Source organism: Taklimakanibacter albus (assembly GCF_016595235.1).
Classification (GTDB): domain Bacteria; phylum Pseudomonadota; class Alphaproteobacteria; order Rhizobiales; family Aestuariivirgaceae; genus Taklimakanibacter; species Taklimakanibacter albus.
Genome location: NZ_JAENHL010000006.1, coordinates 783,722 through 806,281, shown reverse-complemented (window position 1 = coordinate 806,281; position 22,560 = coordinate 783,722). Strand labels below are relative to the sequence as shown.

Sequence of the window (22,560 nt, the reverse complement as noted above, 5' to 3'; positions counted from 1 at the left end):
CAAAGAATTACGCGAAGCCGCAAGCCAGGCCGTTACCCTCGCTTTGTCATCAGGAGAGGAGGCTAAGGAGGGATTGTTGCAATTGGCGGCGCGGCTGTTAGCGGAGGCCGAGATTCTCGATCAGAAAGACGACCGGTGATTGAGAGCAGATAGGCACATCCCGAGCAGCGTTTAGAGGGTTCCAAATCGCAGAAAGCCCGAGCTGTAACCCAGGACCTTCCACGGTCGCGAGCGTCCATTCCGCCGAGGATGCCTGCTGCCTACAGCGGCTAAGGCTAATTCGAGGCCTCTGACGAGGCGGCTCCGGGCTACTAGCGGTTCCGTAATGGGATAAATGTGGGGATAAAAACGCATCAGCAGTTCACGCAGCGAGGAAAATCAACCGCTTGGCGGAGTTGTTTGGCTCCTATGTTATCCGCCTAACCGGGAGTTATCCCCTTCACAAATCTGCTCTTCGGTGAACGTTAGTGATTGGCGCCTTCACTAAAAGTGCTAAAGCGGAAACCATGCCCAATAAAATCGCCCGGCCATCCTTTCGGAAGCCGGGCGTTCTCTTACACCATGGTCCACAGGTGGCCTGCCAGAGTCGCACCAAGAGGGTCTGGAACCAGTTTCCTGGCGGGCCGCTGTAGCATTCCTAGAATGCGCTTAACCTGCAGATCGTTCCAACTCACGCTGCGATGGTGAGCGCTAACAGTCGCTCGGGGTCCCGCTCACCCTTGCCGGCTGCATAGAGGATGCGCATAGCAAGAACCGCTCTATCCATTCTGTTATGCGCGCCAGTCTCTAAGCATGCGCGGTCAAGAACCGCGGTGAGCAATTTGATTTCATCAGGCTTATAGATCGCGGACATTGACGACCCACTCTAGAGAGGTCCGGTCGTCGCTTTCGACTTGGCTCTGGCTATGACGCGGACAGGTTACTACCAAGCAGAAGCCGAGCTATAGGTGCGTTGGGAGCATCACACGCACTAATAACCCCCGATGATTGGCAAAACTTCCCCCGTTATGTAGCTCGAACAGGATGGCGCTGCGAGAAAAACGAATGCCGGTGCAATCTCTTCGGGCTGGGCCGCACGCTTCATGGGGGTGTCCGAGCCGAACTTACGCACTTCTTTAGCCGGCTTGTCAGCTGGATTTAATGGTGTCCAGACCGGGCCGGGCGCTACCACATTAACGCGAATACCCCGGCCTATTAGCTGGCCTGCAAGCGATCTGGCGAAGGCGTGGATTCCCCCTTTCGTCATCGAGTAGTCAAGCAGGTGCTTGCTGCCTCTGATCCCCGTCACCGATCCCGTCATGACGATGGAATTTCCAGCCTTGAGGTGAGGGACCGCTGCCCGAGCCATGAAAAAATAGCCATGAAGGTTGGTTCGGATGGTGTGATCAAAGTGCTCATCGCTGAGTTTCTCGATCTCGTACTCATGTTCTTGGAATGCCGCGTTATTTACCAATACATCCAGCTTCCCCAATTCGCGAACCGTTTGCGCAACAGCCTTTTCACAAAACTTGGATTGGCGTACGTCGCCCGGCAAAAGAACGCAGCGTCGTCCTTCGCTTTCCACAGCTTCCTGTGTGGCGACCGCGTCGGCGTGTTCATCGAGATAAACTATGGCCACATCAGCGCCTTCGCGAGCGAAGAGGACAGCGACGGCACGACCGATTCCGGAATCTCCGCCGGTGATAAGAGCGACCATGTTCCTAAGCTTGTTTGAGCCCTCATACCCTGGCGCTTCGAAGCGTGGCGGGTATTTTAGATCTCGCTCAAGACCCGGTTTATTGAGATGCTGTGCCGGCATCTTATTGGGATAGGCGCGCTTACCTGTCTGAACCCCTCGCTTTGACGCTTTCTTGACGCCTCGCTTTTTGTCGCGCTTGTCAACACTGTTCTGGATACGACGAGCAGTCCTAACTGCTGAATTGGCGCTACGCGTATTGGAAACCATTTTATCCACCCGCCCTGAAGACAACCTTGATGTTAAGGCCCGCCTCAAGCCAGTGGGCCGTTGTGAGCTATCAACCCTTGTTGCGCGACACGGTTCCTTCCGCGCACTTCAGCGAGACTCCTCCTGATTTGTGTCTGATTTCTCCCGTTCGTCGGACGGACCTACTTGTTTTATTTTTTGGAGAGGGCTCTTTCTGCGTTTTCCGCCTCGTCAGGGCGAACTGAGTTCTTCTCACTCCGCCTCTAAGGGGGGCGGTTCTGGTGGCGGAAGCCCCTTCTCATGATGTTCGGCAAGGATTTGCTTGCGGCGCTGCTTTGTAGGAAGTCCGCCCGTAATACGTTCGGACCATTCCACAAGCGACTCTCCCATCGAAGGAGTGCCCATTTCGGCAACGAGATCCAATGCCGCCTCGCGTGAGAAGCCCTTGCTTATCAGAGCTTGGAGCGCTTCGGGGTTCTGGATCGCCTCCCCCCACTCACTGGACCCGGCACTGTCGGATACCGCCTCAGAAGACGCAGGAGAAGCCATGCGTCCCGGTGCTTGGTCAATCTCTTCACCGCCTGATTCCAACTCTTTTGATTTCTCCTGGCTGAGGAGGATACGATCTGGCAGGGCATCCACCGCTTCCTCTGCGTTGAGGTCCTCACCAGTGGCACCCTCCGCGAGCACACGCGTGGCAGCGTCTTGCTTCGCCTTTGGATCTGTCGGAATGGGCTCAGTGGCTCGCGTTGCCGTGAGTCCCTTCACTCCCTCCCGCTCTCCCACCCTCGCGGTCTCGGCAAATTGGGCTAGTGCTTCTGGGCGCTCGTCTTTGCTCATGATTATCTCCCGGGAAATTCGAGGAGCTAACAGCTCAGCAGGCCCTATGTTCCTGCAGCGTCGCCCTTACTCCCGCCGCGCAAGGGAACTTTCGGGCGCAGATCGTTGTTCGTATCGCATGAGAATATCCGAGCCCCCTGCGAAATCCGAACTTCCGGCGTCCCCAATGACATCGGATCACCCCACCCAACCAGTCGTTGAGACCGCTACTGAGGCGCGCCAGGCCATCAAGGTAGGGACGATGAGGTATGTCCTTGGCTTTGGCTTGGTCGGTGCCGCGATTGGGCTTATGGCGGCATGGTTCGTCTTGGGAAGCTAGCCGAACAACTGGGTTTGCGCCGAAGCCTGGATTGAGTAATCAAACAAAAGGCCCGTGGCGCAAACCACGGGCCTTTCATCTCTCCGCTCTTACTTCTTTGGGGCTTGACCGGGTGGGTCGTCACCAGAGCGCGAACTCCGCCACTTGTCGAATTCCTCGGAGAACTTCTTGCGTCGCTCCTGCCGCCATTCGTCATAGTCGGAATCAAGCTTCTTGATCTGCTCACCTCGCCAGTGATGATAGTCGGAAAGCCCCTCCTCCTCATCGTCGCGCCCACCTTCGCCATTGCGAGCGTTTTGGCCGTACCGGTAGCCAGATCCGCGGCCGGGGCCACCGCGATAATCCTCGTACTCTCCGGTCCCACTCCGGCCACCCCAGCGCCCCGAAGAGCGTGCGCCCTCTTCGGGATAGCCGAAGCCGCCTTCCGAGCCGCCATAGTTGCGTTCGCCCCAGCCACCGCCACGTGTCAGGCCACCACCACGGAATTGCTCCTGTTCCCGATCCTGCCGGCCAAGTCCGTAGCGAGCTGAGCCGTACTCGCCAGAGCCTTCTCTGCCATATCCGCGTTCGCCATAGGCACTACGGCCATAGCGACTGCCGTTCTCTTCGTCGTCATCAACAAAGCGCCCGCGCGCATCGCGCGGATGGTCACCTTCATCAAAGTCACGACGGGCATCACGTCTATTCCTCATGGGTATATGTCCTTTATAAACAACCGTCCTTGTCGCCAACTCTGACTCGCCTGCCGCGTTCCTCTTGCGCGATTAGGTTTCACCGAGAGTAGGCCAATTGATCGGCGCGGGCAGTTCCAGGATGCCGACCATGGCGAGAGCCGCTATGCTGCATTCGGCAAAAACAAACCCGCCATTGCAGGCGGGTTTAGTATGGGCAGTTGCACCTATCAGGAGCTGGGCAGTTTGGCGCTTTTGACTAGCAGCGCTCGGTTGCATGGGCGCGGCGCCGGCTTTCTGCGGCGACAGGAGGGCAGACGGGCCGCTGACCTTCGGAGGGCGTCCAAAGGCTGAAGCAGCCTATAGGCGAGCGGAGGACCCGCCAAGGGGGCAATAGGTCCGCCGCGCCAGCCCTACAATCCTGTGTTAGGAAACGGCCCCGTTTCGGACTGAAAAGCAGCGCGGCTGGCAGCGCATCAACGTTCAGTGATGCCGACCCTTGGCAAATGCGGGCTCGAAAGCAATCAGGACCCAATCGTCAAGTCCTTCTCTCCAGGCCCAATCAGCCGGCATTATCTCATTTAGCGCGAGCGCCACGCGCACCGCTTCCGCGCTCATAGGGCCGCGTTCTCCACCGTTGGCTCGAATATACCAGGCATCCGCCATTAAAGGCCTCCTCTAGGCTCGATCTCGGGGGGGGCCCAGCGCGACCAACAGCCCGGCGGGAGAAAAGGTTCCTCCACTCAGCCACGCGGAGTTAAAAGGAAACGTCGGTATAATTGATGTTCAACGCCTTCCCATTCTTGAAGAAAATACGGAAGGCCTTGCGGTTGCAGTATTCCCTGTCGCCGCTCTTAAAGTCCCACACACGACCGACAACCCCCAACGCTTGTTTCGTGTCGGCTAATCTGGTGTACATTTCGTGGCCGGCGGCTGAGGTTTCGTAAACTTCATAGATCAAGCTTATCGATGAATTTCCGGCGTAATCGCTCTCCATTCCCAAATCTTCATAGTTGCACTTTGCCTTCGTTTTAGACGACGGATATTTCAGTCGCAGCTTCTCCTGCTCCGCATCGAGATCGAGTGTCGCTACATCAAAGTTGGTTACAAAATACTCGCCATTTCTCACCCCGAACAGGGTGTGCTGGCCTGCGATGACGGACGCCTCGATTTCGGCAAGAAGATTGTCGAGCTCTTCGGCCGGCCCAGCCTTTGCCGGGAAAATTCCAGCGGCAAGAAGAGACAGAGCCGCAATGATTGCCGCAGTTGATGATGTTCTAGAAGACACCTTTCTTTACTCCGTGTACTCGTCAGGAAAGTCGGGTCGACCTTCTACGGCGTCCTGTACCAGCCCCGCCCCGCCCTATGAAGGTAGACATGCTTCGCCTTGCCGTTGAGCGGGAATTTTATACCCAGAGCGCCATCCTTGAAGCAAGCAACGCCAAATTCGAAAGACAGAAACGCGCCGGGCTTTGTAGGATCGAGCCCATCTTTGCGCATCTTCTCCATGGTGGCCTTGGTCGGCTTCATTGTGCTCGCCATTTGGCGAGCCTTGCCTAGAAATTTATCCCAATCCGCGCGATTACACTTTTCTTCTGTGACGTTGTTCATGACGGCTATGCCGAGCCGGATGTTCAGCCCCCAGTACTTCGTATCAATGAAGCGAGATTCCGCCATCGCGGTCGCAGGGGCCAGCGTCATCAATAGGGCGACTACAAGCTTCTTCATCGCTGAGCCCCCTGAGCGGCTATCCGAATCGTATCGCACGTTGGCATCGCCTAGCCGGCATGTCTCCACCCAAATGGGAGGTCGGTGGGGCTGAAGAAGGGGACTATCCTCCTCAGCGAAAAACAAACCCGCCACGCGGGCGGGTTTGAGTATGGGCAGTTGCACCAGTTAGGGGCTGGGCGGCTCGATAACGCGCTCGCTCTCAGATGGTTCCTCACTCGGTCGTCACCGCTGTTAGTGAAGGTGCAGGCTGGTGGCGCCGATGGGATGGATGAGGGGATGAGCCGAAATTCTTGGGCCCACGGGTGTGGAATCTCAATGAGTTGCAGCGAGCATTGGGCGGACGAGAGGTCCGCCCTACGGGGAAAGGCCCCCCTCTCCCATCAAGAGGCTGGGTTGGGCTAGCGGGATGCCTTTGGGGTAGTTAGTGTACCCGCATGGAGATTCTCTTCCCGGCGCCAATCGGGTCTATCCTCAGATGCAAAGGCGCTGGAAGCGCGCGGCGTGGTCTTCGTGCCAGAGAATGGCGGGCCGGCAGGCGTCCGGTTTCGTGAGCCCTAGGCGGGTATATGCTGTACTGTTCTGTTAGTGACCCACGAATCGCGGTGTGCTAATCGCTTTATCCGAGGTTTGGCCATGAACATTAATGACGCCTGCGACTACATAATCATAAAGCTGACGGAGGACGGCGCCTTTCTCAACGCGCTGAAGCTCCACAAGCTGTTGTACTATTGCCAAGCTTGGAGTCTCGCTTTCGGGCGGGGCGCGCTGTTTCCTAACAATCATTTTCAGGCATGGGTTCATGGCCCAGTCAGCCGAGCAATCTACGACCGTTTCAATAGCACCAAATACATGTATTCGCCCGTTTCGATGGCAGACGTTCGAGGCGGTTTCGATCCACGTGCTTTGGCCGACGCCGACAGAGCGCACATTGATTCAATCCTCGAGGTTTATGGCCCCCTTTCCGGTGATCAACTCGAAGAGATGACTCACAGAGAACTACCCTGGATCGAAGCGAGGGAAGGCGTGGCGCCCGGCGCACGTAGCGAGAAAACAATCAGCAACGATACAATGCGTCAATACTATGCCGCCCGCCAACAGGCCGTCGCCTAGACCTGTCCTTGATCACTCGGTCCCGGCCAAGTCTCCTCGCCCCAATCCCGGATTTGTGCCTCCAAAAATCAAATGGCGATTTTCATTTCGTCATTGGCGTCAGATTAGCTATTTCGGCGTTGATCAGTGTGACAAGCCTTGGTTCGTGTCGCTTTTAGAACGGCTGAGTGAAGTCTCAAACCTCTACGTCGATGATGCCCTATCGGGCGCATATGGTAGGGGATTGAGATGTCATCACATTGATTGGGCGGCAAAGAACATCCCAATTTCTAGAGCTGAAATCAATTGGGTCACCGACGCCTTAAGTGAAGATGTCGAGTTTCTGCAGTTTTCAGTATCGAGGGCGAGAGGCCGCGTCGTTGGCTTTTTTGATGAGGACCAAGTTTTCAATGTGGTCCTCTTGGACCCAATGCACAACATCCAGCCTTCTCGAAAGCTGAACTACCAAGTAAGGGCCACGTACATCGGGCAATCCGAGATAACAAAGCTATCGGTTACTTTTCAAAACCTAATCATCAAGTGTCCGCACCTTAATTCGGAACAACAGAACGACCTGCTGGACTCCTTGAAAGCGCTAAACCTTCAGTACTTTGACGCCGCGGTGCATCTATCAATCTCGGAGGGGCACCTGAAGAAGGCTTATGATTTTGCTCGAATCGGCGCAATTGACGATCTAGGGGAATTGCTACAACTAACAATTGATGGCCTATCATCGTAAACGTAGGCCAGGGCCGGCAGGCGTGCGATTCCGGGAAGGCTAGGCGCTGGCGTTGACTTCATCCCCGAGAACGGGGGCAGCGCCGGGGTGAGGCTGAAGAAGAACTCGGCGCAACCGAATCGGGATGTGACTATTCAGCCACACCTTCCAACATTTGAGCCGGTGTCGTTGACTTTATGGCACGCTCACCGATACTCAAAATCGTGGGCTAAGATTCCTTCGCCCGACTTGGGGGACAAAGTGAAAAAGCTGCTTCTTGCGAGTGCCGCTATTCTGTTCGCGTCTTCGGCTGCCCAGAGCGCCGATGTCATGGAGCCGACCGCCTATGACTGGACGGGGCCCTATGTCGGCCTGCAGGCCGGCTACGGCTGGGGCGAGAATGATGTAAAGGCGACGCAACTCGATACCAGCGAGATCGATGTCGGTCGGCAGGCCGTGGGCGTGTTTCCCGAACGTGACGGTTCCATCGACATGGACGGCTTCATCGGCGGTTTGCATGCCGGCTACAATTGGCAGATGGACAGCCTGGTGCTCGGCGTCGAAGGCGACATCGAATACGCCGATCTGGATGGCGACACCGACATCGTGGGCGCGAACGATTTCAAGATCGGCGAGGCAAGCCAGGAGATTGACTGGCTGGGGTCACTCAGGCTTCGCGCTGGCTTCGCCTTCGATCGTGCTCTCATTTACGCGACGGGCGGTCTTGCTGTCGGCGGCGTCGAAGTCGAGGGTTCTCTCCCCAATGCTCTCAATTCTGAAGATGCGAGCAATAATGACACGGAATGGGGCTGGACCATCGGCGGAGGCGTCGAATATGCCCTCACGGACGATCTGAGTGCGCGCCTTGAATATCGCTATACCGATCTCGGCGATACCGATGTCGATTTCTTCGATAATGGGGCTATCGAGAAGCTAAAATTCGAGAACACGTTCCACGCTGTCCGCGCCGGCCTGAGCTGGCATTTCTGATCTCATCGAAAAGGTGGTTGCCGGCAACTCACGACAAGTCGCTCCAGGAAAATAAGGATTAGACTTCTGGTAACTTGCCTGGAAATTGGTCTCATTTTCGCCCAGTCCCTCGAATGGTATGGGGCGCAATGGATCAGGAAGTAAGGAAAACGGTAACTCGGCCGGCCGGATCGGAAAGCAAGTCGCCGGCTGCCCCTCCTGACGGCTCGGCCGATGCAGTCATGCTTGCGGAGCTGCGGGCATGGATTGAGGTTCTTAAATCTCCCCTTCGAACGTAAGTCGGAGACCGCCACAGCCCATCCGCCAAGACAAGCAGAGACTACCGCCCTGCGCGATTATTGAAGCTGCTGACGGCCTCGTTGTATTCGTTCAGCGCCTCTTCGTTTTCGCGGCGGGCCTTGTCTATTGCTTCTTGCGCTTCACGATTGTTGCAATTGGTGAAGTCTTCTATTTCAGATCGGTAGCTATCCATCTCCGACCTGCAGGAACGAAACTCGTATTCGTCCGCGAAAGCGTCGTATCGCTCGGCGCAATAGGGCGCAGATGGTTTCGAGCAAAAGGCTATCGCAGAGCCAACGCCCTGAAAGAGCAACACTAAAATCAGAACGATTAAACGCATGCCGTCCCCGCCGCCGTCACTGTACTCAATAAGAGGTCGAAGTGAAGGCCCGGTGGCGCTGTAGGATAGATGAGGGGATTTTCGCTTGGCCAAAAGTTTGGCTTTTGACCCAAGGGTTCGGTAAGAATCTCTCTAAGCGTAACCCGCCCTCTGAAACGATTCGTCATGACCGGCCTGCCACCTGCCAAAGTCGGACCTCATTACCGTGCCCCTTGGCGGCGGCACGATCCAGAGGGGATTTTCGTACATGGATCGCTCGATGACCTTTGCGGACACCCCAAGTACCAGAAGGCAAAGACTGCCTTCGACATGTCAGGCGCTGCCGCCCTGGTCGCGGCAATGTGGCGAGAGGAAGTCATTGACCGGATTGCGGATGCCATGGTCGCAGCAAACCTGCCATGCCGTATTCTCAGCCCTCATCCTGAGTTTGACTCTGGCGACGGGCCAGTTACGGCGAGCGACCCCATTCGCAACGCAATTCCAATAGCTTACGACGCCCAGCTAGCTGACAGCCTGGGATGCGCCATTGACGATGAGATCTACCTAGCCGCCCGTCCGGGGAGGACAAAACTTAAGACTATTCAAAGGTTTCTGTGGCAGCCTCGATTTTCAGGCCCTGTTCACACTGACTGCGCCTATATACTAACCGACGATGTATGCAGCATGTGTGGCACTTTTGCCGCACTTCGCAGTTATATCGTTGAGCATGGTGGAAGGGTGGTTGCCGTCACCTGCCTAGCTCATGGTAAAGGCAATCACGTCAAGTTCCCGATTGGACAGGCCACACTCGGGATGATAAGAAAACACTACGGGCCTGATATTGACGGCTTTTGGAAGCAGGAAATAGGCCATGAAATCGACGCTCTTACAGAGGCTGAGGGACTTCGGCTTGTTCACTGGTTCGACAAAAATTGCGCGCGCGGAGGATCAGCCGGCGCTTTACAGCGACTCGGAGATGAGCTTGCTCAAGCAGCGGAAAACAGAGGCGATTACGCAGGCGCGTGAAGCCGCGAAGTCCCATGGCCGTCAGCTCCATCCGAAGATTGCCGCCGCCCGCAAGGCTGGCTCAAACGTCTGACGTCTGACGGTTCGCGCCTCCCTCTTTTCAGATTCACGAATAGCTGGAGTCGCCCCCTACCTTGGGGGCCCTCTGGAATGCCGTTTCCCGCTGTAACGGTAGAACAAGGACGGCGATTTAGAGATTTTGGCCACCCAGATAGCCCCCGACAAGATCGGCCGTTCTAGAGGCGTTTTTTAGATGGGCACCTTTTGCCCCCTTCACCGGGGTGCAGAAAAGCGGTGCGGCTGGCGATCTGCGTCGAGATTGCCCCCAATGCTGGACTGACAAAAAGCGCTGGCTTACGCGCGCGTACTGCTCCGAAAACTCTGGGGGGGGGGGCGGTGCTGAAGTCCTGTCATTTCCTGTCACTTCCTGGCGCCGCTGCCCTCTGTTCTGAGGGGCTAAGCTACTGATCTGGACCGGCTTTCGCGGGAACCTCCTCCCGGCCGATTTCGACAGCGGGGGCGGGGTCGGCGGCTTCGCGAGATGACTGCAGGCCGCTCCACCGTTAAACATGGGCAACCAATTGAAAAGCCACCAATTCTCAGGACTGACTTGTCCGGTCCTCACGCGCATGTACTGGTCGCAAGAGGCTCAATTGGCCCTTCCAGCGCGACACCTCGCAAGAACGGGCGCGGCCTGGCGGTCCAAAAGCTCAACCTTCGCAAGCAACTGCTCGTCGGTCAGGTCCTCCAGGGGGTCGCGCTCAACCTTCAGCTCCTTGGGCAGAATGTCCGCCACCACCTTCAGGAAGGCGGCCGGCTTCGTCTCTATGACGCGCTGAATGGCGGCGGCGCCATCGCGCTCCCACGCCTGCAGGAGGTCGTCAAGGAATGCCTCCCCGAGCTTGCTCCTAGCGCCCTTCGGCCGGCCCTTCGGGTTACCGCTCTGGCCTGGCTTGAATGGGGTGCCGCGCTGTTCTTGCGCTGTATTAACAGCGTGGGCGCCCTGCTCGGGCTTTGGCTTCTGAGCGCTCATAGGGCGTCCTCCATCAGGACCCGGCTGACAGCGACCGGCTCGCCCTCGCCCATGGCCTCCGTGAGTTTGGTGGCGCTCTTGATCAGGGCGGCAACGTGCTTCCGGCCGGCTATGGCCTCCTTGGTGTGGAGGCCGCTGCTGTAGGCGCCATTGGCAGGGCCGCGAGGCGCGCCACCGCGAGCACCATGGAAGCGGCAGACCTTCCAGCCTGTCACGGCCGGCGCGCGGCAGGGCTTCGCGGTGCGCTTAGAGGTCGCCCGGCAACGCGGGCTAAGATGCATCGGCAGGGGCTTGTTCATGCGGTTGCCTCGCCTTCTTCCGATGCGCCCCCCGCCCCTCCGCCGTGGGTCACGTCGCCCACGATGGCCTGGCCGCCCTCGTTCACGGTCACATGCTTGACGACGATTTTCTGTTTTCCGTCGCTCCGGTATTGCTTCAGCGTCTGCATCTGAGCGGCATAGGTGCGGGCGAGCTTGTTTACGGTGCGGTCGTAGAAATCGCAGGAACGCAGTTCGCTCGCTCTTCCCAGCCGGGACGCGAACATCATGGTCAAGTATTGGACTGCCGCCATTTGGGTCAGCATCATTGTTTCTGCCGGATCCTTTGGCTTCATCGCGGCAACGAATTGAACGATGAAATTGACCCGGTCCTCGTCAATCTTTCCGTCATTGATGGCATAGCCGGCGACCATGCCCAGATAGCCCAGCACCATGCCGCGATCCGGCATCGCCAGGCCCTTCGTAAAAAGGGCAATGGCGCTGGCCTCGTCACCGTCGTGGTGCAGGTCCAAATGGCCTTTGCCGTCTTTCAGCTGATACCCGATGCGAGGCAGCATTTCCGGTGGAACAGGGCTAGGAGCCTGCTGTTGCGCAGGAGCCTGTTTCCGGCGTAGCTTCACGACCGATGAGCGAGTGTTATTTGGCATTCCTGTCTCCTGGAGGCAAAGCGCCGAGATGATGCCGGCTGAACCCTGGCAATGGGCTTTCACCATTGGCGTGTATGCGGCCCTCTATGTCGTGATTGGCCTCGGTGAAGGCTGGCTTATGCGGGCCATTCAGACGACAATCATTCTCGCGGTGATCGGCGCTGAACTGCTCTGGAAATGGACGCCCAATGGCAATGGGTATGTCACTGGAATTGTTGCCATCGGCGCCGCGTGGCTCTTGACCGTGCCCCCCGTCAAGCTTCTGGACTGGTACAGATATGGCTCGCGCAAAAGGACGCAAACCCTCCCTGTTGCCACGAGGAGTGATGAAGCCTTCACAATGCCTCAGGTTGTTCCTGGTCATAGCAATCCAGAAGCGGTCAAGGCTGAACTGCGCAGTATGCTCGAAATGGACAAATGCTAGCTGATCCATTTAGGGGAAGACCATCTTGCCGTTGGCGTCGATATAAGGTTTGCCTGGCCCGCGCGTGGCACCGAACAAATTCATTTCCATCGGCGTTCGCTTTCCGTTTGGAATTGGGCTCGAGCCGAAATCGCCTTTCCCCGTTTGATTGACGGCCTGATCCAGCGCCAGGGCGCGACGAAGCATCACCTTCACTTGCTCCGCTCTCTTTGTCTGCAGTGCGGACTGTTGCGCTTGTTTGCCAGCAAGCACCAGTTTCGTTGTCCGATCAGCCACCTTCTCGGCATTCTTCGCGGCGGCATATTTCACGCCGGATGCAATCGCAACTGTCCCCGCGCCCACGAAGGGATCGACGGCTAGGCCGGCGCCGCCGCCTGCGATGGCAGGCAAGAACGCTCCCTTTGCTGTCTTTGTGCCGATGCCAATGCCAAGGCGCCCGAATTGAGCCGCAAGGTTCTGCGTAGAAGTCCCTCGGACTATATCCTTGAAGGCATCCAACTCCACTTGCGTGAAGCCCGCTCGTGCCTTCGGATTGTTCAGAATTTTGCGGAACTCGACGCGCAAGCCGTTCTCGAAACCTGAGGCGGCGTTTCTGGCCCGCTCGATTGCCTCCTCCACGGTGCGCGCCTTGATATTGCGTTGAGCCGTGGCGCGCGCTTCCCTCATCAATGGCGCGACCTGATTTGCCGGCACGCTGCCATTTGTGATGAGCGGCGAGCGAGTGGCAAAGTTGTCCAGGGCGTCGACAATCATGCCGCCGAATTTGCGCTCACGCACATCTGCGCTTCTCAGGAGCTGGCTTGCATTCTCGCGGATCGCGGTGAAGTCACCGAAATCGGGCGACGTCCCTACCTGTTCAAACACATAATCCAGTGTGTCGGCCGCCTCCTTCGCGGTCCGCCCCCTAAAGCCAGCTTGACGAAGATTGCTCGCGAGGTTGCGGGCCATCATCTCGTAGCTGTTGGCATCGTAAGTGATACCGGCAGAGCGAAGCCTGTCATAGAGCATATCGGCCTGAGCCTTTACCGCCTGGCGCGTCGGCGCGCCTTGAGCTGCGAGCTTAGCCACATTCCCGCTACGTCCAGCGGCGACAATGCCGCCAAAGAGGCCGGCTCCAGCCCGCGCCCAGGGCTCAGCCTCAGTTCCCTTTGTGACTTGCCCGGCCGTTTCGCTTAGGAAGGCCGGCACGACTGTCATGGCTGCCTTCCGCAACGGACCGCCGGGACCGAACGAACCAGCAAGATACTCGCCAGCCGTGTTGGAGTATTCGCCAAGTGTGCTCTTTGGCTGACGATCAAGGGCGGACGCGGGCTTTTCCCCGGTGACGAGATCGGTGATGGTTGGCGCCGGACGGAAAAGCTCTTTGGCGTCTTCCCACATCTCCGGCGACGTCTTCGGCTTTTCACCGAAAGTGAAGTGCTCTTTGATCCACTCTCGCTGAGGCGTAAGGCCGAGTGCGTCGGCCGCCCTCTCGCCCAACCAGTCACCGAACTGCGCGGCATCGCCCGGCATGCCCGCAATCTGGGTCGCACCCCGAACTGCGCCAACGCCCAGGCTCTTGACCGCATCCTCGGCATAGTCGCCAAGGTTCATCGCGCCGCGCTCCCGATCCATGAAGATCTGTGCGGCCTGGGCTGCCACGGCCCTGTCTGTTGTTTGAACCTCGATTATTCTGCCGTCTGGCAGTTGGACCTCCATTATCCCGCCGGCACCGTCGCGCTCACTAACGCCGCTGTTCTGATATTTTTCCCAAGGTCCTCTCTGCCCCTGCTCAGCCATGCGTTGACGAGCGCCAGCGAGAGCCAGGGCTTTACGCTGGTCGAGGGAATGGCCCTGCCCACCGAACTGGCCGGCCAGTCGGGATTTGAAATCGTCGTAGGGCATATCCGAATAATGTTTCCGATGGATGCCCTGCAGAAGCTGCTCGTCGTTCATGTCGCTGTACTGGGGATATTTCGCCCGAATTTGCGACACAGCGGCGCTAAGCCCGTCCGCCGGCTCTTCATCCAACACAAAGCCAGGTGGCAGCGAAGCACTTGAGCCGCCCCGTTGCGTAGGCGTCATGCCGAGTTCGGACGCCATTTCTTCAACGGTCGCGTCCTGCTCTTGGGGCGAGAGCTGAAAGAAATTGTCGCTTACAGTGACGGGCCGGCCCTGAATAGTGATGGTGCGTCCTCGTCCCCGCGAGCCCGGGGCGCCGCCGCCGCTCGGTTCCTCATCGAGCACGAAGCCAGGGGGCAGTGTCGCGCGCGATCCAGATTGCTGATTTTGAGGGATCAAATCAGCAAATGGATTGGCCTGGTACTTTTCCCACGGCCCTCTTTGCGCCCGCAGCTGCTCGGCCGTCACCCCTTCAGACGCCACGTAGGCGTCAATGTCGCTTTCGGGTGCGTTCTGATCAATCATGCGCTGAACGTTGCGTTTGATTTTGGGAATGTCGGGCGTGGCGCCGCCAGTCTGAGGATAGTACCGCCGCATGACGCTCTTCATCGTGTCGTCAGAAGTGTCCGCAGGAAATTCCACGATACTGCCATCGGGCGCCTGAACCTCGATCACCTTGCCAGCCTTAGGCTGTGGCGGTGGCGACACGAGACGAAAGGGCCCTTTTGGCCTGCCCGATCCGATCGGCAACAGGTCACCTTTGCCGCCTCTCTGAGGGATCAAATCCGAAAACGGATGTGCCGGGCTTTGGCCCGGCAAAGCTACCAATTTATATCCCATGTTGAAATCTCCGTTGCTTGATGTCGTCTAGTTCCACGTCGCACCTTCCAAAGTCAGGCCCAATTCCTCCCAAGCGAAGCCAGCATGAGGTGCGAGAAAGTTGTGAGCCTGAGTGATGCCGTTTTTAATTTCAGTCGTGAGGTGCTGAATGCGGTCTTTCGTCAAGGCGCTTTCTGGAAGGTCGGCTATTGCGCTCGCGGCCTCGAGTGCAAAAAACAGAGTGATGAGACAGTCCAAGGCATTGCCAGGCTGAGTAGCGAGCAGATCGGCGCGCCCCTGATACAATGCGTCCGCGAGCACCCGTTTGCGCTCGGCATCAATGGGCGCGTTTATCCAGTTCTGGATAACCTGCAGGCCATGAGCATGTGCCAGAAAGTGATTGTATCCGGGGTCAACGTTCGCAGCGTCGGACGGATTTTCCATCGCTTCATCGGCCATGGCGTGAGCCCTCTATTCTGGACTTAAGAAATTCGGGACCCGAATGTGTTGTTGCGAGGGGCGAAATTTTTTGTGAGGTCATCATGCCGCCGGTCTCCCGTTCGGAGGGACAGAAGGGCGGCGATTTTTGAAGTCAACGACCACGGGCGAGCTCGCTACGGCGCCATGTGGTGGCGCGCTCCGCTCGCCCTCTGCCGGCGCGGTGGATGGAGGCTCCCCACCTGGTAACTTATATACTGTCCGCCCTGAGAGCCACTCAGAGACCGTTTTCGGCTCCGAGCGTCCGCCCTGAGGGCCACTTTCGGCCTTTTCGAAGGGGGTGCGTCCGCCCTGGAGGCCACTATGTCCGCCCTGAGAGCCACCTATGGCCCTGGGGGCGGACCGCGTTTTGTTTTTCCGGTGCGCTCTCTTCGCCTGCGGCTCGCCCTCCCAGCGGGTGAAATCTTTCGTGGGCAGCGCGCCAGTCATGTCGCATTTGTGCTCAGTGAGACGCCAGCGCGTGGCGCGGCCGGCCGGACCATCCTCGCTGACTTTCTGACCGAAACCGCCCGGCGCCGCGACCTGGATGAAGCCGCGCGCCACCAGTTCCTTGAGAGCGTCGGCCGCCGTCGCCCTGCCGATATTCACCAGCTTGGCAACTTCACGCGCCGACAACGATATGCGGCCATTGTTGCTGCCATTGTAGCGGCGGACAACTTCGATGAAGACGGCGCGGGGAACGGGGTTCATGGTGCGCCATGCCAGCGTGTCCATCATCCAATGCGGCAGGGCGGCGAAGCGCGAGACGCCATCCGAACGGCCCGTACGGCGGTTTAGCTTCCTGCTCATGCCGCCACCTCACCAGTAAGCACCATGGACGAAACTTCGAATTTGATGCGCTCAAGCGCTTCGGGCGTTGACAATTCGACGCCCTCCACAGGCCCGCGCCAGCGCCTAAAGGAAAGGGGGCAATGCCCCCCATCCGATACAGTCAATTTCGCGAGCCGACCGATGTCACCAGAAAGGCGCGGCACCGTGCCATCGTCGCTCCACATCTCGAGCCGGCCGCCAATGCCTTGGCTGTCGAGCACACGCGCGGCTGACAGCAAGGGCTCGGTGCTGCCGGTGATGATCCGCCAGCCATCAGGGGCAGGCCGGTTCATATAGCCGTCGAAGAGAAGGCCGCGAGCGCCAGCACGTCGACATTTGACATAGAGACGTAGCGCACCCATTAGGCCGCCTCCCTCTGCTCGTCCTCGCATTCGACCGTCAGGGAGACGTTCGAGCGCAAGACGTAACGCGCGTGATGGCCGGCGAACTGGCCACTGTGATTTTCCGTCACGGTCTCGATGTTCAGGCCCTTGCCGCGCAGCTTGTGGACGTAACCGGACCAGCGCGGGCCGGGCGTGTCGATCGGTGTGCAGCCCGTCGCGCCGGCAAGGTGGAGCTGCTGAAGCGCCCAGGCGTCCCTTCCCTTGACGGTGAACGCAAGGCCGTCAGGCAAGATGCGGGCGCGAATGACAAGGGTGTTGGCCTTCTTCCCCATTAGCGCGCCTCCGAAAAGAGAAGCGCGTCGATGGCCGCCGCATGATGGCGGGAGACGCGAGCCCGGCAGCAGATCCAGCGCACCCGCAACGGAGGGTGCTGATCGGTCTTGAAAGCGTGTGGAGTGGAGAGTATAGGGGTCATACCAGAATATTCCTTTTGCCCCGCTCGTTGCCCCAAGCTCGACGCGGGGCTTTTTCTTTTTGAGCTTGAGGATTGCGGGGAGATCAGGCGGCCAGCTTGGCGACCGGCAGCGCGCTCATGAACGCATGAGCGTCATTGGCGAGGATGATGACTCGGCGCCGTGTGATCTGGCGAGCGGTCAGCCGACCTTCCTTAATTTCGCGTCGCACAGCCGTTTTGCAGATTCCCGACCATTCAGCGAACTCATCCAGGGAAAAAGCACCACGTCGAGAGAGATCGAGGCTGGTGCGCTGTTCCGGCATTCCAATGTCCATGATATTGCTCCTTTGAAACGCAAATCAGTGCGTATCAAAGTGCATCGATGGCGAAGACTCCGCACCGTCAGACCCTAAGATTGTTGAGAGGGGGGTCTAACAGCTACCGCCAAGAAGGCAGACGGTCCCGAAGCTTAGTTACCTCGTCGTCGCCCATGGACTTTACGATTTCTCTCAAGGGACTTTGAAAGCTCTCATAGACAATGTCCGAGCCTTGCTCCCAACTCGCGGCCTGCCCCGCATCTTCCCAGGCAGCGCGAAGTAATCTGAGGAACTCACTGTCCTCACCTGTTGGCGGTCGCTCGCCGGTTACGGAAGCCCAAAACTCGACAAATACGCGAACAAATTCACGCTTATCTCGTTGACCGGTATTGGTCCGCTCCGACGCAACTCGATCTCTCTTAGCTGCCGCCGCCACCGTAAGGTGACTTAGAGCGCTGCGCGTCGACCAGAGCGCTTCAGCATATTTGGACCCGATCTCAATAGCCTGATTGACTCCCATTGGCGTCGCAGCTGCCGTCGCCCCGTGAATAATCACCTGTACTAGCGAGTACTCAAGTTCGGCCGCCTTCGTCACTGGAACGCTTTGTCCATCCCTGTCGATTGGCCCAAGCGCTCTGAACATGTCATCAAGGAGCGGACACAGTTTTTCGCATATTGCTTCGAGACGCGGCCATTGAGCAGATGCTTTTATGACTTCGTCTTGTTCATGCCTTGCCCTTGCGGCCTCGAAAACTGCGACCTCTAAGGCTCGTCTGCCGAACTCCTTCAGCCCATCCCGAACGTTTTCTCGCCGATGCACGCATTCAATCTCACGATCTATTCGGAAACAGACGTTATCGACGTCATCGACCTTATCGATTGGTGACCATGTTCTGCTGGGAAGCTGAGCTTCACGGCGTGCCTGAATGCCGCGGTTCTTCGATTGATGGCTCATCACCGCTTGGCACCCTGCGTCAGTGGTATCACTTTGCCGTCATCCGCCTTGGGCTCAACAAAGTTTGCCCATGCGGCCATTACTATCGCGCGCTTGTCCAGCATTTCACCGCGTCGGTAAGCCGCTTCGGCCTCATCTTCGATCCCATGGGCAAGGACGAGTTCGCAAACGTCACCAGGGAAACTCGTAGTCTCACCGGCCCAATCGCGGAATGCTGAGCGGAAGCCGTGAACGGTGATGTCCTCTCGTCCCATCCGACGCAACAGCATCAGCATGCTCATATTGCTCATGTGCTTATTGATTTCGTTGCCTGGAAAGAGATAGTCGCCCCACCTCAACTCCAAGAGCTTCTTCACAATCTCGACAGCGCGCGGGCAAAGGGGAACGCGGTGCTTCTTGCCCATCTTCATGCGCTCTGCGGGAACGGTCCATATCTTCTTGGCAAGATCGATCTCCGGAAACGTGCCCCCCAGGACTTCGCCAGTTCGAAGGACGGTCAAAATCGTCAGCTCGAGCGCATAGGCAGCAAGAGTGTCATTTTGCACCTGGCGCTCGCGTAATTCGGCCATGAAGGCAGGCATGTCGTCATAGTGCAAGGCGGCGTGGTGGCCGCGAGCCCCTCGTTTGCGCTTCGGCAGGAGCCCCTTGAGATTGTCTTTCCAGGCGGCTGGGTTTGGCCCAGAGCGATATTTGTGCGAGGTGGCATAGCTCAGGACGTTCTCAATGCGCCCCCTGAGGCGCCGGCCGGTCTCGGGCACTCGCTCCCATTGCGGCCTAAGCACTGCCAGTACGTCGGTCACCTCGATCTGATGCACAAACTTTTGCCCAAGCGGAGCCGCCAGCTCCTTCAGGGTGTATTTCCACTGCTTGGCGTGCTTCGCGTTCTTCCAGCTCGACTGCATGTCTCTCAGATACTCGTCCACCACCTGGGAGAAGGTGCGGCGCTTGTCCGTCTTCTGGCGCTCCTCGGCCTTTGCGGCGTGAGGATCTATGCCGGCGGCAATGTTGTCGCGCGCGGCTTGGGCGGCTTCCCTCGCCCCCTTCAAGGAGACCCGTCCGGGAGCGGCGGAACCAAATCCCATTTCCTTGAGCTTCCCGAGCCACCGATAGCGAAAGACCCATTGTCTCGTCCCGGCCTTGGTGACGACGAGATAGAGGTTGCCGCCGTCCGAATAGCGGCCCGGCTCCTTGAATGCTTCGACTTGCTTTGCAGAGAGCTTGTTGATGCTGTGCATAGGAGTGAAATCCGCCGCTGAATTTATCCCACCGCCTATCCTACCAGCGTTCGTGAGTGTCCCCAACCTCGGCTGAGCCTAGATGTGTCAGGATGATAGGAAAACCCTCGGAGAAATCGCGAGTTTTGAGCCTTGATGAAGCTAAGTGAGTTTCGATGAGATGAAAGTTGGCGGAGACGGAGGGATTCGAACCCTCGATACGCCTTTACAAACGTATAACGGTTTAGCAAACCGCCGCCTTCAGCCGCTCGGCCACGTCTCCTGCGCGGGCCACCTCTTGCCCGTATTTGGCCCGGCTGTGAAGGGAAATTTTGCGAGGAAATAAGTCACATCGAAGTGACATGGGCCCTCAGGCCAATTGCTTGGGGGCGGGAACCGTGCGACATTGGCAGAGTTAAGTGAATCTTATCGGGCGCCATGGCAATGGCGTTCCGTCGGACAGCGTAGTCAGGAGAATAAAATGCGCCGGATTATTTTGAGTATCGCTTTCGCCGGTGCGGTTTTCGGCCCCGCTCTCGCGGCCGAGAATTTCATTCCCGGCGGCCACACTTATTCGCCCGACAACATCCCCCTGCCCCAGCTCAACACCGAGCAGGACAATATCAACCGGCAAGCCGACATCATCCAGTCGGACATCTATACCAAGCAGCGCGAGCAAAAGCTGCTCGACAGCCAGTTCCGCCGCTTCACCAGCGAGCAGGAGCTGCATGGCGACGATTTCTCGCTCGACTACTGAGGCCGACTCGCTTCCTTACAGACCGTCACGGAACTTGATCGCCGCGTGACTGCCGTCGCAGAACGGCTTGTTCTTCGATTCGCCGCAGCGGCATAAGGTTACGCGGTTGCGCAGCTCATACTTGCCGCCGTCCGCAGCGACCACTTCGATTCCGCCACGCAGCCACAGCGGACCGCTGCAGCGCTGCTCCGGGTCCTCCACCAAGCCAATCGATACAGGCAAATCAGGCTCGACCGGCTTGCCGGTCTTCTTGTCCCAGGCGACCAGGCGCCCGGCCGGGCAATTGCCGACCTGACGGATGAAATCAACGCGGACGTTGGGCTTGTCCGTCTCCATCACTTGATTCCACACCTGTCCCTTGGGGTCGCAGAACCGGCCGAAGGCACACAGGCTTTCGGCGTCGGTCAGCAGCATCTCGGGTCCCTCGAAGCGCTGCGCCTGTTCGACATAGAGCGTACGGCTCGCCGTCTCCTCGCCATCAAACCCGACCTTGGCGTGCGATCCGTCGCAAAAAGGCTTCTGCTCGGAGTGGCCGCAGCGGCATAATTCGTAGCTCTCGGATACCGTGAAAGCCTTACCTTCGCGCCAGCTCTCCGAGCCGCCCACCTCATCCGCGACGATGGTCTGCTGAGCGAGCGGCACGGCGCCGCTGACTACATAAGGTCCGTCTTCGATGACGACGACTTGCGGCCTGGCTTTCGGCTGGGTCATGGCCTCCAGGCTATGGAGGGCGCCGAAGGCGATCAAGTTATATTTTGAGGGGGTTCAGTGGAGGCTGATCCAGTCACGCGCCTGGCGTTGCGCCTCGGCGATCTGAGCGATGCTCATCTCGCGTGAGATCTCGCAGCGGCAGCGCCGCGCCTCGGGGCTGCCTTTCAGCGCCGCGATATTGAACCACTTATGCGCCGTGACATAGTTCCGTTCGACCTCGCGGCCGAGGCAATACATCATGCCGAGATGATAAAGCATCTCCGCGGATGAGCCTTTCTCCACCGCCGATGCCGGCAGCGCTGTAGAGCGTATCATGCTCCCGTCCCTCTGTTTGACTGTCCCTGCCGATCCTCTTTGTGATCGTGCCAGGACCAAGATGACTCCGCGCCCGCCAAAAGGGCGTTAAGCGACAGGCTTAACAGGGGTTGAAGGCACTTCGTTCAAAGTCCCTTAAAATCAAGTCATTACAGAGTGTTAGACGAAATTTCAAAAGTCGCTTGTTTACAGGGCGCTAACCAGGCGGCGGTTTCGTCAGGGCGTGACCGGAACGGCGACGCGCACCACCAGCGGATAATGATCGGATCCCGCCCCATTGCCGATACGCACCTTTTCCAGCCCCTTCACTTCAGGACTGGCGAAGATGTGGTCGATGGCGAGCTGCGGCATCTGGAAATTGGCGGGCCAGGTCGGCAGCCAGCCATCGAGGCGGCGCAAAGTGCTTCTCTGCTCGAACGTGGAAAGCAGGCGCGAGGACGGCGTCGCGTTGAAATCGCCCATGACGACGCGAGGGCCCTCCAGCTTGCGGATGAGATCGGCCAACTCATTCAGCTGCGTGAGCTGGGCACGCATATAGGGAAAGCGGATCGTATGGGTGCCGATCACGGTCAGCCCGCCGAGCTCCTTGCCAAAGGAGGCGCGCACCATTGGCGGACCAACCCACGAGGCATGGCTTTCGAAATCGGCGATCGGGAACTTCGACACCACCGCCATGTAGCAGTGATCGAGATGGCGGCAGTCGTCCTGATAGGGCCATTGCGGCTTCAACTTGTCGAGCAAGGCGCGCTTTTCGTTGCCGAATTCGAGCAGCACCAGGATATCGGGATCGTTGCGCTGCACCTCCGCGGCGATCGCGTCCACATCGGCGTTTTCGAGCCAGGTGTTGAAGGACATGACGCGGAGAACACGATGCTCGGCCGGCGGCTTCACCTCGGGCGCTGGATAGGAAGCAGCCGTCAGATGCGGCATGATGCCGATGACGAGAAGCCCGATCACCGTAATGGCGATGCCGGTCAGGACACGCGCGAAAGGCATGAAAAAGGCGATGCCGAAGGCGATCGCGACCAGCCAGAACTGGTAGGAGAATTGTGCGAAGACGTCGAAGGCGATCCACAGATTGCCGAACCAGCCGCCCAGCACGCCGGCCAGGCCCAGCACAGCGAAGACAAAACAGGCGAAACGTCCGCGCCGGCGCTTTCTCGGGGGAGCCTCTGGGGAAGAATCATCTTCCAATTC

Annotated in this window: 28 protein-coding genes and 1 tRNA gene; 6 read left to right on the top strand and 23 right to left on the bottom strand. The window is 58.4% G+C overall.

From position 1 onward, the window contains the following. Nucleotides 1-670: 670 nt before the first annotated feature. From JHL16_RS08555 to JHL16_RS08525, 7 genes are all read right to left on the bottom strand, one after another. Entirely contained in the window at nt 671-853 is a 183-nt protein-coding gene (locus JHL16_RS08555) for a hypothetical protein (protein WP_200184430.1), read from the bottom strand. 117 nt (nt 854-970) lie between these two features. Beyond that, nucleotides 971-1,945 carry an SDR family oxidoreductase gene (locus tag JHL16_RS08550; RefSeq protein ID WP_200184429.1) on the bottom strand — a complete coding sequence of 325 codons (975 nt, stop codon included), beginning with the start codon at nt 1,943-1,945 and terminating at the stop codon, nt 971-973. 231 nt (nt 1,946-2,176) lie between these two features. Continuing rightward, entirely contained in the window at nt 2,177-2,764 is a 588-nt protein-coding gene (locus JHL16_RS08545) for a hypothetical protein (RefSeq protein ID WP_200184428.1), read from the bottom strand. Between the two features lie 408 nt (nt 2,765-3,172). After that, nucleotides 3,173-3,775: a hypothetical protein gene (locus JHL16_RS08540; RefSeq protein ID WP_200184427.1), complete on the bottom strand. Its 603-nt coding sequence runs from the start codon at nt 3,773-3,775 to the stop codon at nt 3,173-3,175. 462 nt (nt 3,776-4,237) lie between these two features. Further along, nucleotides 4,238-4,420 (bottom strand): DUF4339 domain-containing protein, encoded by a 183-nt coding sequence (locus tag JHL16_RS35505; protein WP_200184426.1) that lies wholly within the window; start codon nt 4,418-4,420, stop codon nt 4,238-4,240. Between the two features lie 91 nt (nt 4,421-4,511). Beyond that, the gene (locus JHL16_RS08530) at nt 4,512-5,042 is read right to left on the bottom strand and encodes a hypothetical protein (protein ID WP_200184425.1); all 531 of its coding nucleotides are present in this window, start codon (nt 5,040-5,042) and stop codon (nt 4,512-4,514) included. A 44-nt stretch (nt 5,043-5,086) separates the two neighbouring features. Next, the gene (locus tag JHL16_RS08525) at nt 5,087-5,482 is read right to left on the bottom strand and encodes a hypothetical protein (RefSeq protein WP_200184424.1); all 396 of its coding nucleotides are present in this window, start codon (nt 5,480-5,482) and stop codon (nt 5,087-5,089) included. Nucleotides 5,483-6,118: 636 nt separating this feature from the next. On the opposite strand from JHL16_RS08525, the gene JHL16_RS08520 reads away from it, so the two are divergent. From JHL16_RS08520 to JHL16_RS08510, 3 genes are all read left to right on the top strand, one after another. After that, nucleotides 6,119-6,595 carry a Panacea domain-containing protein gene (locus tag JHL16_RS08520; protein ID WP_200184423.1) on the top strand — a complete coding sequence of 159 codons (477 nt, stop codon included), beginning with the start codon at nt 6,119-6,121 and terminating at the stop codon, nt 6,593-6,595. After that, nucleotides 6,567-7,313: a hypothetical protein gene (locus JHL16_RS08515; RefSeq protein ID WP_200184422.1), complete on the top strand. Its 747-nt coding sequence runs from the start codon at nt 6,567-6,569 to the stop codon at nt 7,311-7,313. The genes JHL16_RS08520 and JHL16_RS08515 overlap by 29 nt, the downstream gene beginning before the upstream one ends. Nucleotides 7,314-7,553: 240 nt before the next feature. Beyond that, complete coding sequence (locus JHL16_RS08510; protein WP_200184421.1) at nt 7,554-8,282, top strand: outer membrane beta-barrel protein; 729 nt, start codon at nt 7,554-7,556, stop codon at nt 8,280-8,282. 319 nt (nt 8,283-8,601) lie between these two features. Here the strand turns inward: JHL16_RS08510 and JHL16_RS08505 are convergent, their stop codons facing one another. Further along, complete coding sequence (locus JHL16_RS08505) at nt 8,602-8,901, bottom strand: hypothetical protein (RefSeq protein WP_200184420.1); 300 nt, start codon at nt 8,899-8,901, stop codon at nt 8,602-8,604. Between the two features lie 850 nt (nt 8,902-9,751). Between JHL16_RS08505 and JHL16_RS08500 the strand changes: the two genes are divergently transcribed. After that, nucleotides 9,752-9,979, top strand: a complete 228-nt coding sequence (locus tag JHL16_RS08500) for a hypothetical protein (protein ID WP_200184419.1) — start codon at nt 9,752-9,754, stop codon at nt 9,977-9,979. A gap of 576 nt (nt 9,980-10,555) precedes the next feature. Here JHL16_RS08500 and JHL16_RS08495 read toward each other — a convergent pair. From JHL16_RS08495 to JHL16_RS08485, 3 genes are read right to left on the bottom strand one after another with little or no spacing between them, the layout of a single operon-like run. Beyond that, a complete protein-coding gene (locus JHL16_RS08495) occupies nt 10,556-10,939 on the bottom strand; it encodes a DUF5681 domain-containing protein (protein ID WP_200184418.1) in 384 nt (127 codons plus the stop codon). Beyond that, complete coding sequence (locus JHL16_RS08490; RefSeq protein WP_200184417.1) at nt 10,936-11,238, bottom strand: hypothetical protein; 303 nt, start codon at nt 11,236-11,238, stop codon at nt 10,936-10,938. The genes JHL16_RS08495 and JHL16_RS08490 overlap by 4 nt, the downstream gene beginning before the upstream one ends. Then, nucleotides 11,235-11,864 (bottom strand): hypothetical protein, encoded by a 630-nt coding sequence (locus JHL16_RS08485; protein WP_200184416.1) that lies wholly within the window; start codon nt 11,862-11,864, stop codon nt 11,235-11,237. The genes JHL16_RS08490 and JHL16_RS08485 overlap by 4 nt, the downstream gene beginning before the upstream one ends. Before the next feature lie 28 nt (nt 11,865-11,892). Between JHL16_RS08485 and JHL16_RS08480 the strand changes: the two genes are divergently transcribed. Then, nucleotides 11,893-12,288 carry a hypothetical protein gene (locus JHL16_RS08480; RefSeq protein ID WP_200184415.1) on the top strand — a complete coding sequence of 132 codons (396 nt, stop codon included), beginning with the start codon at nt 11,893-11,895 and terminating at the stop codon, nt 12,286-12,288. 9 nt (nt 12,289-12,297) lie between these two features. On the opposite strand, the gene JHL16_RS08475 is transcribed toward JHL16_RS08480, so the two are convergent. The 9 genes from JHL16_RS08475 to JHL16_RS08435 all read right to left on the bottom strand — a co-directional run bounded on the left by JHL16_RS08475 (nt 12,298) and on the right by JHL16_RS08435 (nt 19,863). Continuing rightward, nucleotides 12,298-15,009 (bottom strand): hypothetical protein, encoded by a 2,712-nt coding sequence (locus JHL16_RS08475; RefSeq protein WP_200184414.1) that lies wholly within the window; start codon nt 15,007-15,009, stop codon nt 12,298-12,300. A 27-nt stretch (nt 15,010-15,036) separates the two neighbouring features. Continuing rightward, nucleotides 15,037-15,447: a hypothetical protein gene (locus JHL16_RS08470; RefSeq protein WP_200184413.1), complete on the bottom strand. Its 411-nt coding sequence runs from the start codon at nt 15,445-15,447 to the stop codon at nt 15,037-15,039. A gap of 81 nt (nt 15,448-15,528) precedes the next feature. Continuing rightward, on the bottom strand, nt 15,529-16,275 hold the full coding sequence (locus JHL16_RS08465) for a helix-turn-helix domain-containing protein (protein ID WP_200184412.1): 747 nt from the start codon (nt 16,273-16,275) through the stop codon (nt 15,529-15,531). Continuing rightward, nucleotides 16,272-16,658: a hypothetical protein gene (locus JHL16_RS08460; RefSeq protein ID WP_200184411.1), complete on the bottom strand. Its 387-nt coding sequence runs from the start codon at nt 16,656-16,658 to the stop codon at nt 16,272-16,274. Before JHL16_RS08460 ends, JHL16_RS08465 begins: the two co-directional genes overlap by 4 nt. Beyond that, nucleotides 16,658-16,972 carry a winged helix domain-containing protein gene (locus tag JHL16_RS08455; protein ID WP_200184410.1) on the bottom strand — a complete coding sequence of 105 codons (315 nt, stop codon included), beginning with the start codon at nt 16,970-16,972 and terminating at the stop codon, nt 16,658-16,660. The genes JHL16_RS08460 and JHL16_RS08455 overlap by 1 nt, the downstream gene beginning before the upstream one ends. 226 nt (nt 16,973-17,198) lie before the next feature. Beyond that, the gene (locus tag JHL16_RS08450; protein WP_200184409.1) at nt 17,199-17,429 is read right to left on the bottom strand and encodes a hypothetical protein; all 231 of its coding nucleotides are present in this window, start codon (nt 17,427-17,429) and stop codon (nt 17,199-17,201) included. A gap of 103 nt (nt 17,430-17,532) precedes the next feature. Beyond that, nucleotides 17,533-18,366 (bottom strand): hypothetical protein, encoded by an 834-nt coding sequence (locus JHL16_RS08445; protein ID WP_200184408.1) that lies wholly within the window; start codon nt 18,364-18,366, stop codon nt 17,533-17,535. Further along, nucleotides 18,366-19,601, bottom strand: coding sequence for a tyrosine-type recombinase/integrase (locus JHL16_RS08440; RefSeq protein WP_200184407.1), 1,236 nt, complete (start codon nt 19,599-19,601; stop codon nt 18,366-18,368). Before JHL16_RS08440 ends, JHL16_RS08445 begins: the two co-directional genes overlap by 1 nt. A 168-nt stretch (nt 19,602-19,769) precedes the next feature. Next, a tRNA-Ser gene (locus JHL16_RS08435) sits at nt 19,770-19,863 on the bottom strand. A 198-nt stretch (nt 19,864-20,061) separates the two neighbouring features. On the opposite strand from JHL16_RS08435, the gene JHL16_RS08430 reads away from it, so the two are divergent. Then, a complete protein-coding gene (locus JHL16_RS08430; RefSeq protein ID WP_200184406.1) occupies nt 20,062-20,337 on the top strand; it encodes a hypothetical protein in 276 nt (91 codons plus the stop codon). Between the two features lie 15 nt (nt 20,338-20,352). On the opposite strand, the gene JHL16_RS34915 is transcribed toward JHL16_RS08430, so the two are convergent. The 3 genes from JHL16_RS34915 to JHL16_RS08410 all read right to left on the bottom strand — a co-directional run bounded on the left by JHL16_RS34915 (nt 20,353) and on the right by JHL16_RS08410 (nt 22,482). Beyond that, nucleotides 20,353-21,048 carry a CDGSH iron-sulfur domain-containing protein gene (locus JHL16_RS34915; protein WP_246770834.1) on the bottom strand — a complete coding sequence of 232 codons (696 nt, stop codon included), beginning with the start codon at nt 21,046-21,048 and terminating at the stop codon, nt 20,353-20,355. A 54-nt stretch (nt 21,049-21,102) separates the two neighbouring features. Next, a complete protein-coding gene (locus tag JHL16_RS08415; protein WP_200184405.1) occupies nt 21,103-21,363 on the bottom strand; it encodes an SEL1-like repeat protein in 261 nt (86 codons plus the stop codon). Between the two features lie 216 nt (nt 21,364-21,579). Continuing rightward, nucleotides 21,580-22,482 carry an endonuclease/exonuclease/phosphatase family protein gene (locus JHL16_RS08410; RefSeq protein WP_200184404.1) on the bottom strand — a complete coding sequence of 301 codons (903 nt, stop codon included), beginning with the start codon at nt 22,480-22,482 and terminating at the stop codon, nt 21,580-21,582. Between the last annotated feature and the right edge of the window lie 78 nt (nt 22,483-22,560).

Coding starts and splice junctions, on each gene's coding strand:
- JHL16_RS08555 (WP_200184430.1), bottom strand. CDS start 853: ATGTCCGCGATCTATAAGCCTGATGAAATCAAATTGCTCACCGCGGTT.
- JHL16_RS08550 (WP_200184429.1), bottom strand. CDS start 1,945: ATGGTTTCCAATACGCGTAGCGCCAATTCAGCAGTTAGGACTGCTCGT.
- JHL16_RS08545 (WP_200184428.1), bottom strand. CDS start 2,764: ATGAGCAAAGACGAGCGCCCAGAAGCACTAGCCCAATTTGCCGAGACC.
- JHL16_RS08540 (WP_200184427.1), bottom strand. CDS start 3,775: ATGAGGAATAGACGTGATGCCCGTCGTGACTTTGATGAAGGTGACCAT.
- JHL16_RS35505 (WP_200184426.1), bottom strand. CDS start 4,420: ATGGCGGATGCCTGGTATATTCGAGCCAACGGTGGAGAACGCGGCCCT.
- JHL16_RS08525 (WP_200184424.1), bottom strand. CDS start 5,482: ATGAAGAAGCTTGTAGTCGCCCTATTGATGACGCTGGCCCCTGCGACC.
- JHL16_RS08520 (WP_200184423.1), top strand. CDS start 6,119: ATGAACATTAATGACGCCTGCGACTACATAATCATAAAGCTGACGGAG.
- JHL16_RS08515 (WP_200184422.1), top strand. CDS start 6,567: ATGCCGCCCGCCAACAGGCCGTCGCCTAGACCTGTCCTTGATCACTCG.
- JHL16_RS08505 (WP_200184420.1), bottom strand. CDS start 8,901: ATGCGTTTAATCGTTCTGATTTTAGTGTTGCTCTTTCAGGGCGTTGGC.
- JHL16_RS08500 (WP_200184419.1), top strand. CDS start 9,752: ATGAAATCGACGCTCTTACAGAGGCTGAGGGACTTCGGCTTGTTCACT.
- JHL16_RS08495 (WP_200184418.1), bottom strand. CDS start 10,939: ATGAGCGCTCAGAAGCCAAAGCCCGAGCAGGGCGCCCACGCTGTTAAT.
- JHL16_RS08490 (WP_200184417.1), bottom strand. CDS start 11,238: ATGAACAAGCCCCTGCCGATGCATCTTAGCCCGCGTTGCCGGGCGACC.
- JHL16_RS08485 (WP_200184416.1), bottom strand. CDS start 11,864: ATGCCAAATAACACTCGCTCATCGGTCGTGAAGCTACGCCGGAAACAG.
- JHL16_RS08480 (WP_200184415.1), top strand. CDS start 11,893: ATGATGCCGGCTGAACCCTGGCAATGGGCTTTCACCATTGGCGTGTAT.
- JHL16_RS08475 (WP_200184414.1), bottom strand. CDS start 15,009: ATGGGATATAAATTGGTAGCTTTGCCGGGCCAAAGCCCGGCACATCCG.
- JHL16_RS08470 (WP_200184413.1), bottom strand. CDS start 15,447: ATGGCCGATGAAGCGATGGAAAATCCGTCCGACGCTGCGAACGTTGAC.
- JHL16_RS08465 (WP_200184412.1), bottom strand. CDS start 16,275: ATGAGCAGGAAGCTAAACCGCCGTACGGGCCGTTCGGATGGCGTCTCG.
- JHL16_RS08460 (WP_200184411.1), bottom strand. CDS start 16,658: ATGGGTGCGCTACGTCTCTATGTCAAATGTCGACGTGCTGGCGCTCGC.
- JHL16_RS08455 (WP_200184410.1), bottom strand. CDS start 16,972: ATGGGGAAGAAGGCCAACACCCTTGTCATTCGCGCCCGCATCTTGCCT.
- JHL16_RS08450 (WP_200184409.1), bottom strand. CDS start 17,429: ATGGACATTGGAATGCCGGAACAGCGCACCAGCCTCGATCTCTCTCGA.
- JHL16_RS08445 (WP_200184408.1), bottom strand. CDS start 18,366: ATGAGCCATCAATCGAAGAACCGCGGCATTCAGGCACGCCGTGAAGCT.
- JHL16_RS08440 (WP_200184407.1), bottom strand. CDS start 19,601: ATGCACAGCATCAACAAGCTCTCTGCAAAGCAAGTCGAAGCATTCAAG.
- JHL16_RS08430 (WP_200184406.1), top strand. CDS start 20,062: ATGCGCCGGATTATTTTGAGTATCGCTTTCGCCGGTGCGGTTTTCGGC.
- JHL16_RS34915 (WP_246770834.1), bottom strand. CDS start 21,048: ATGACCCAGCCGAAAGCCAGGCCGCAAGTCGTCGTCATCGAAGACGGA.
- JHL16_RS08415 (WP_200184405.1), bottom strand. CDS start 21,363: ATGATACGCTCTACAGCGCTGCCGGCATCGGCGGTGGAGAAAGGCTCA.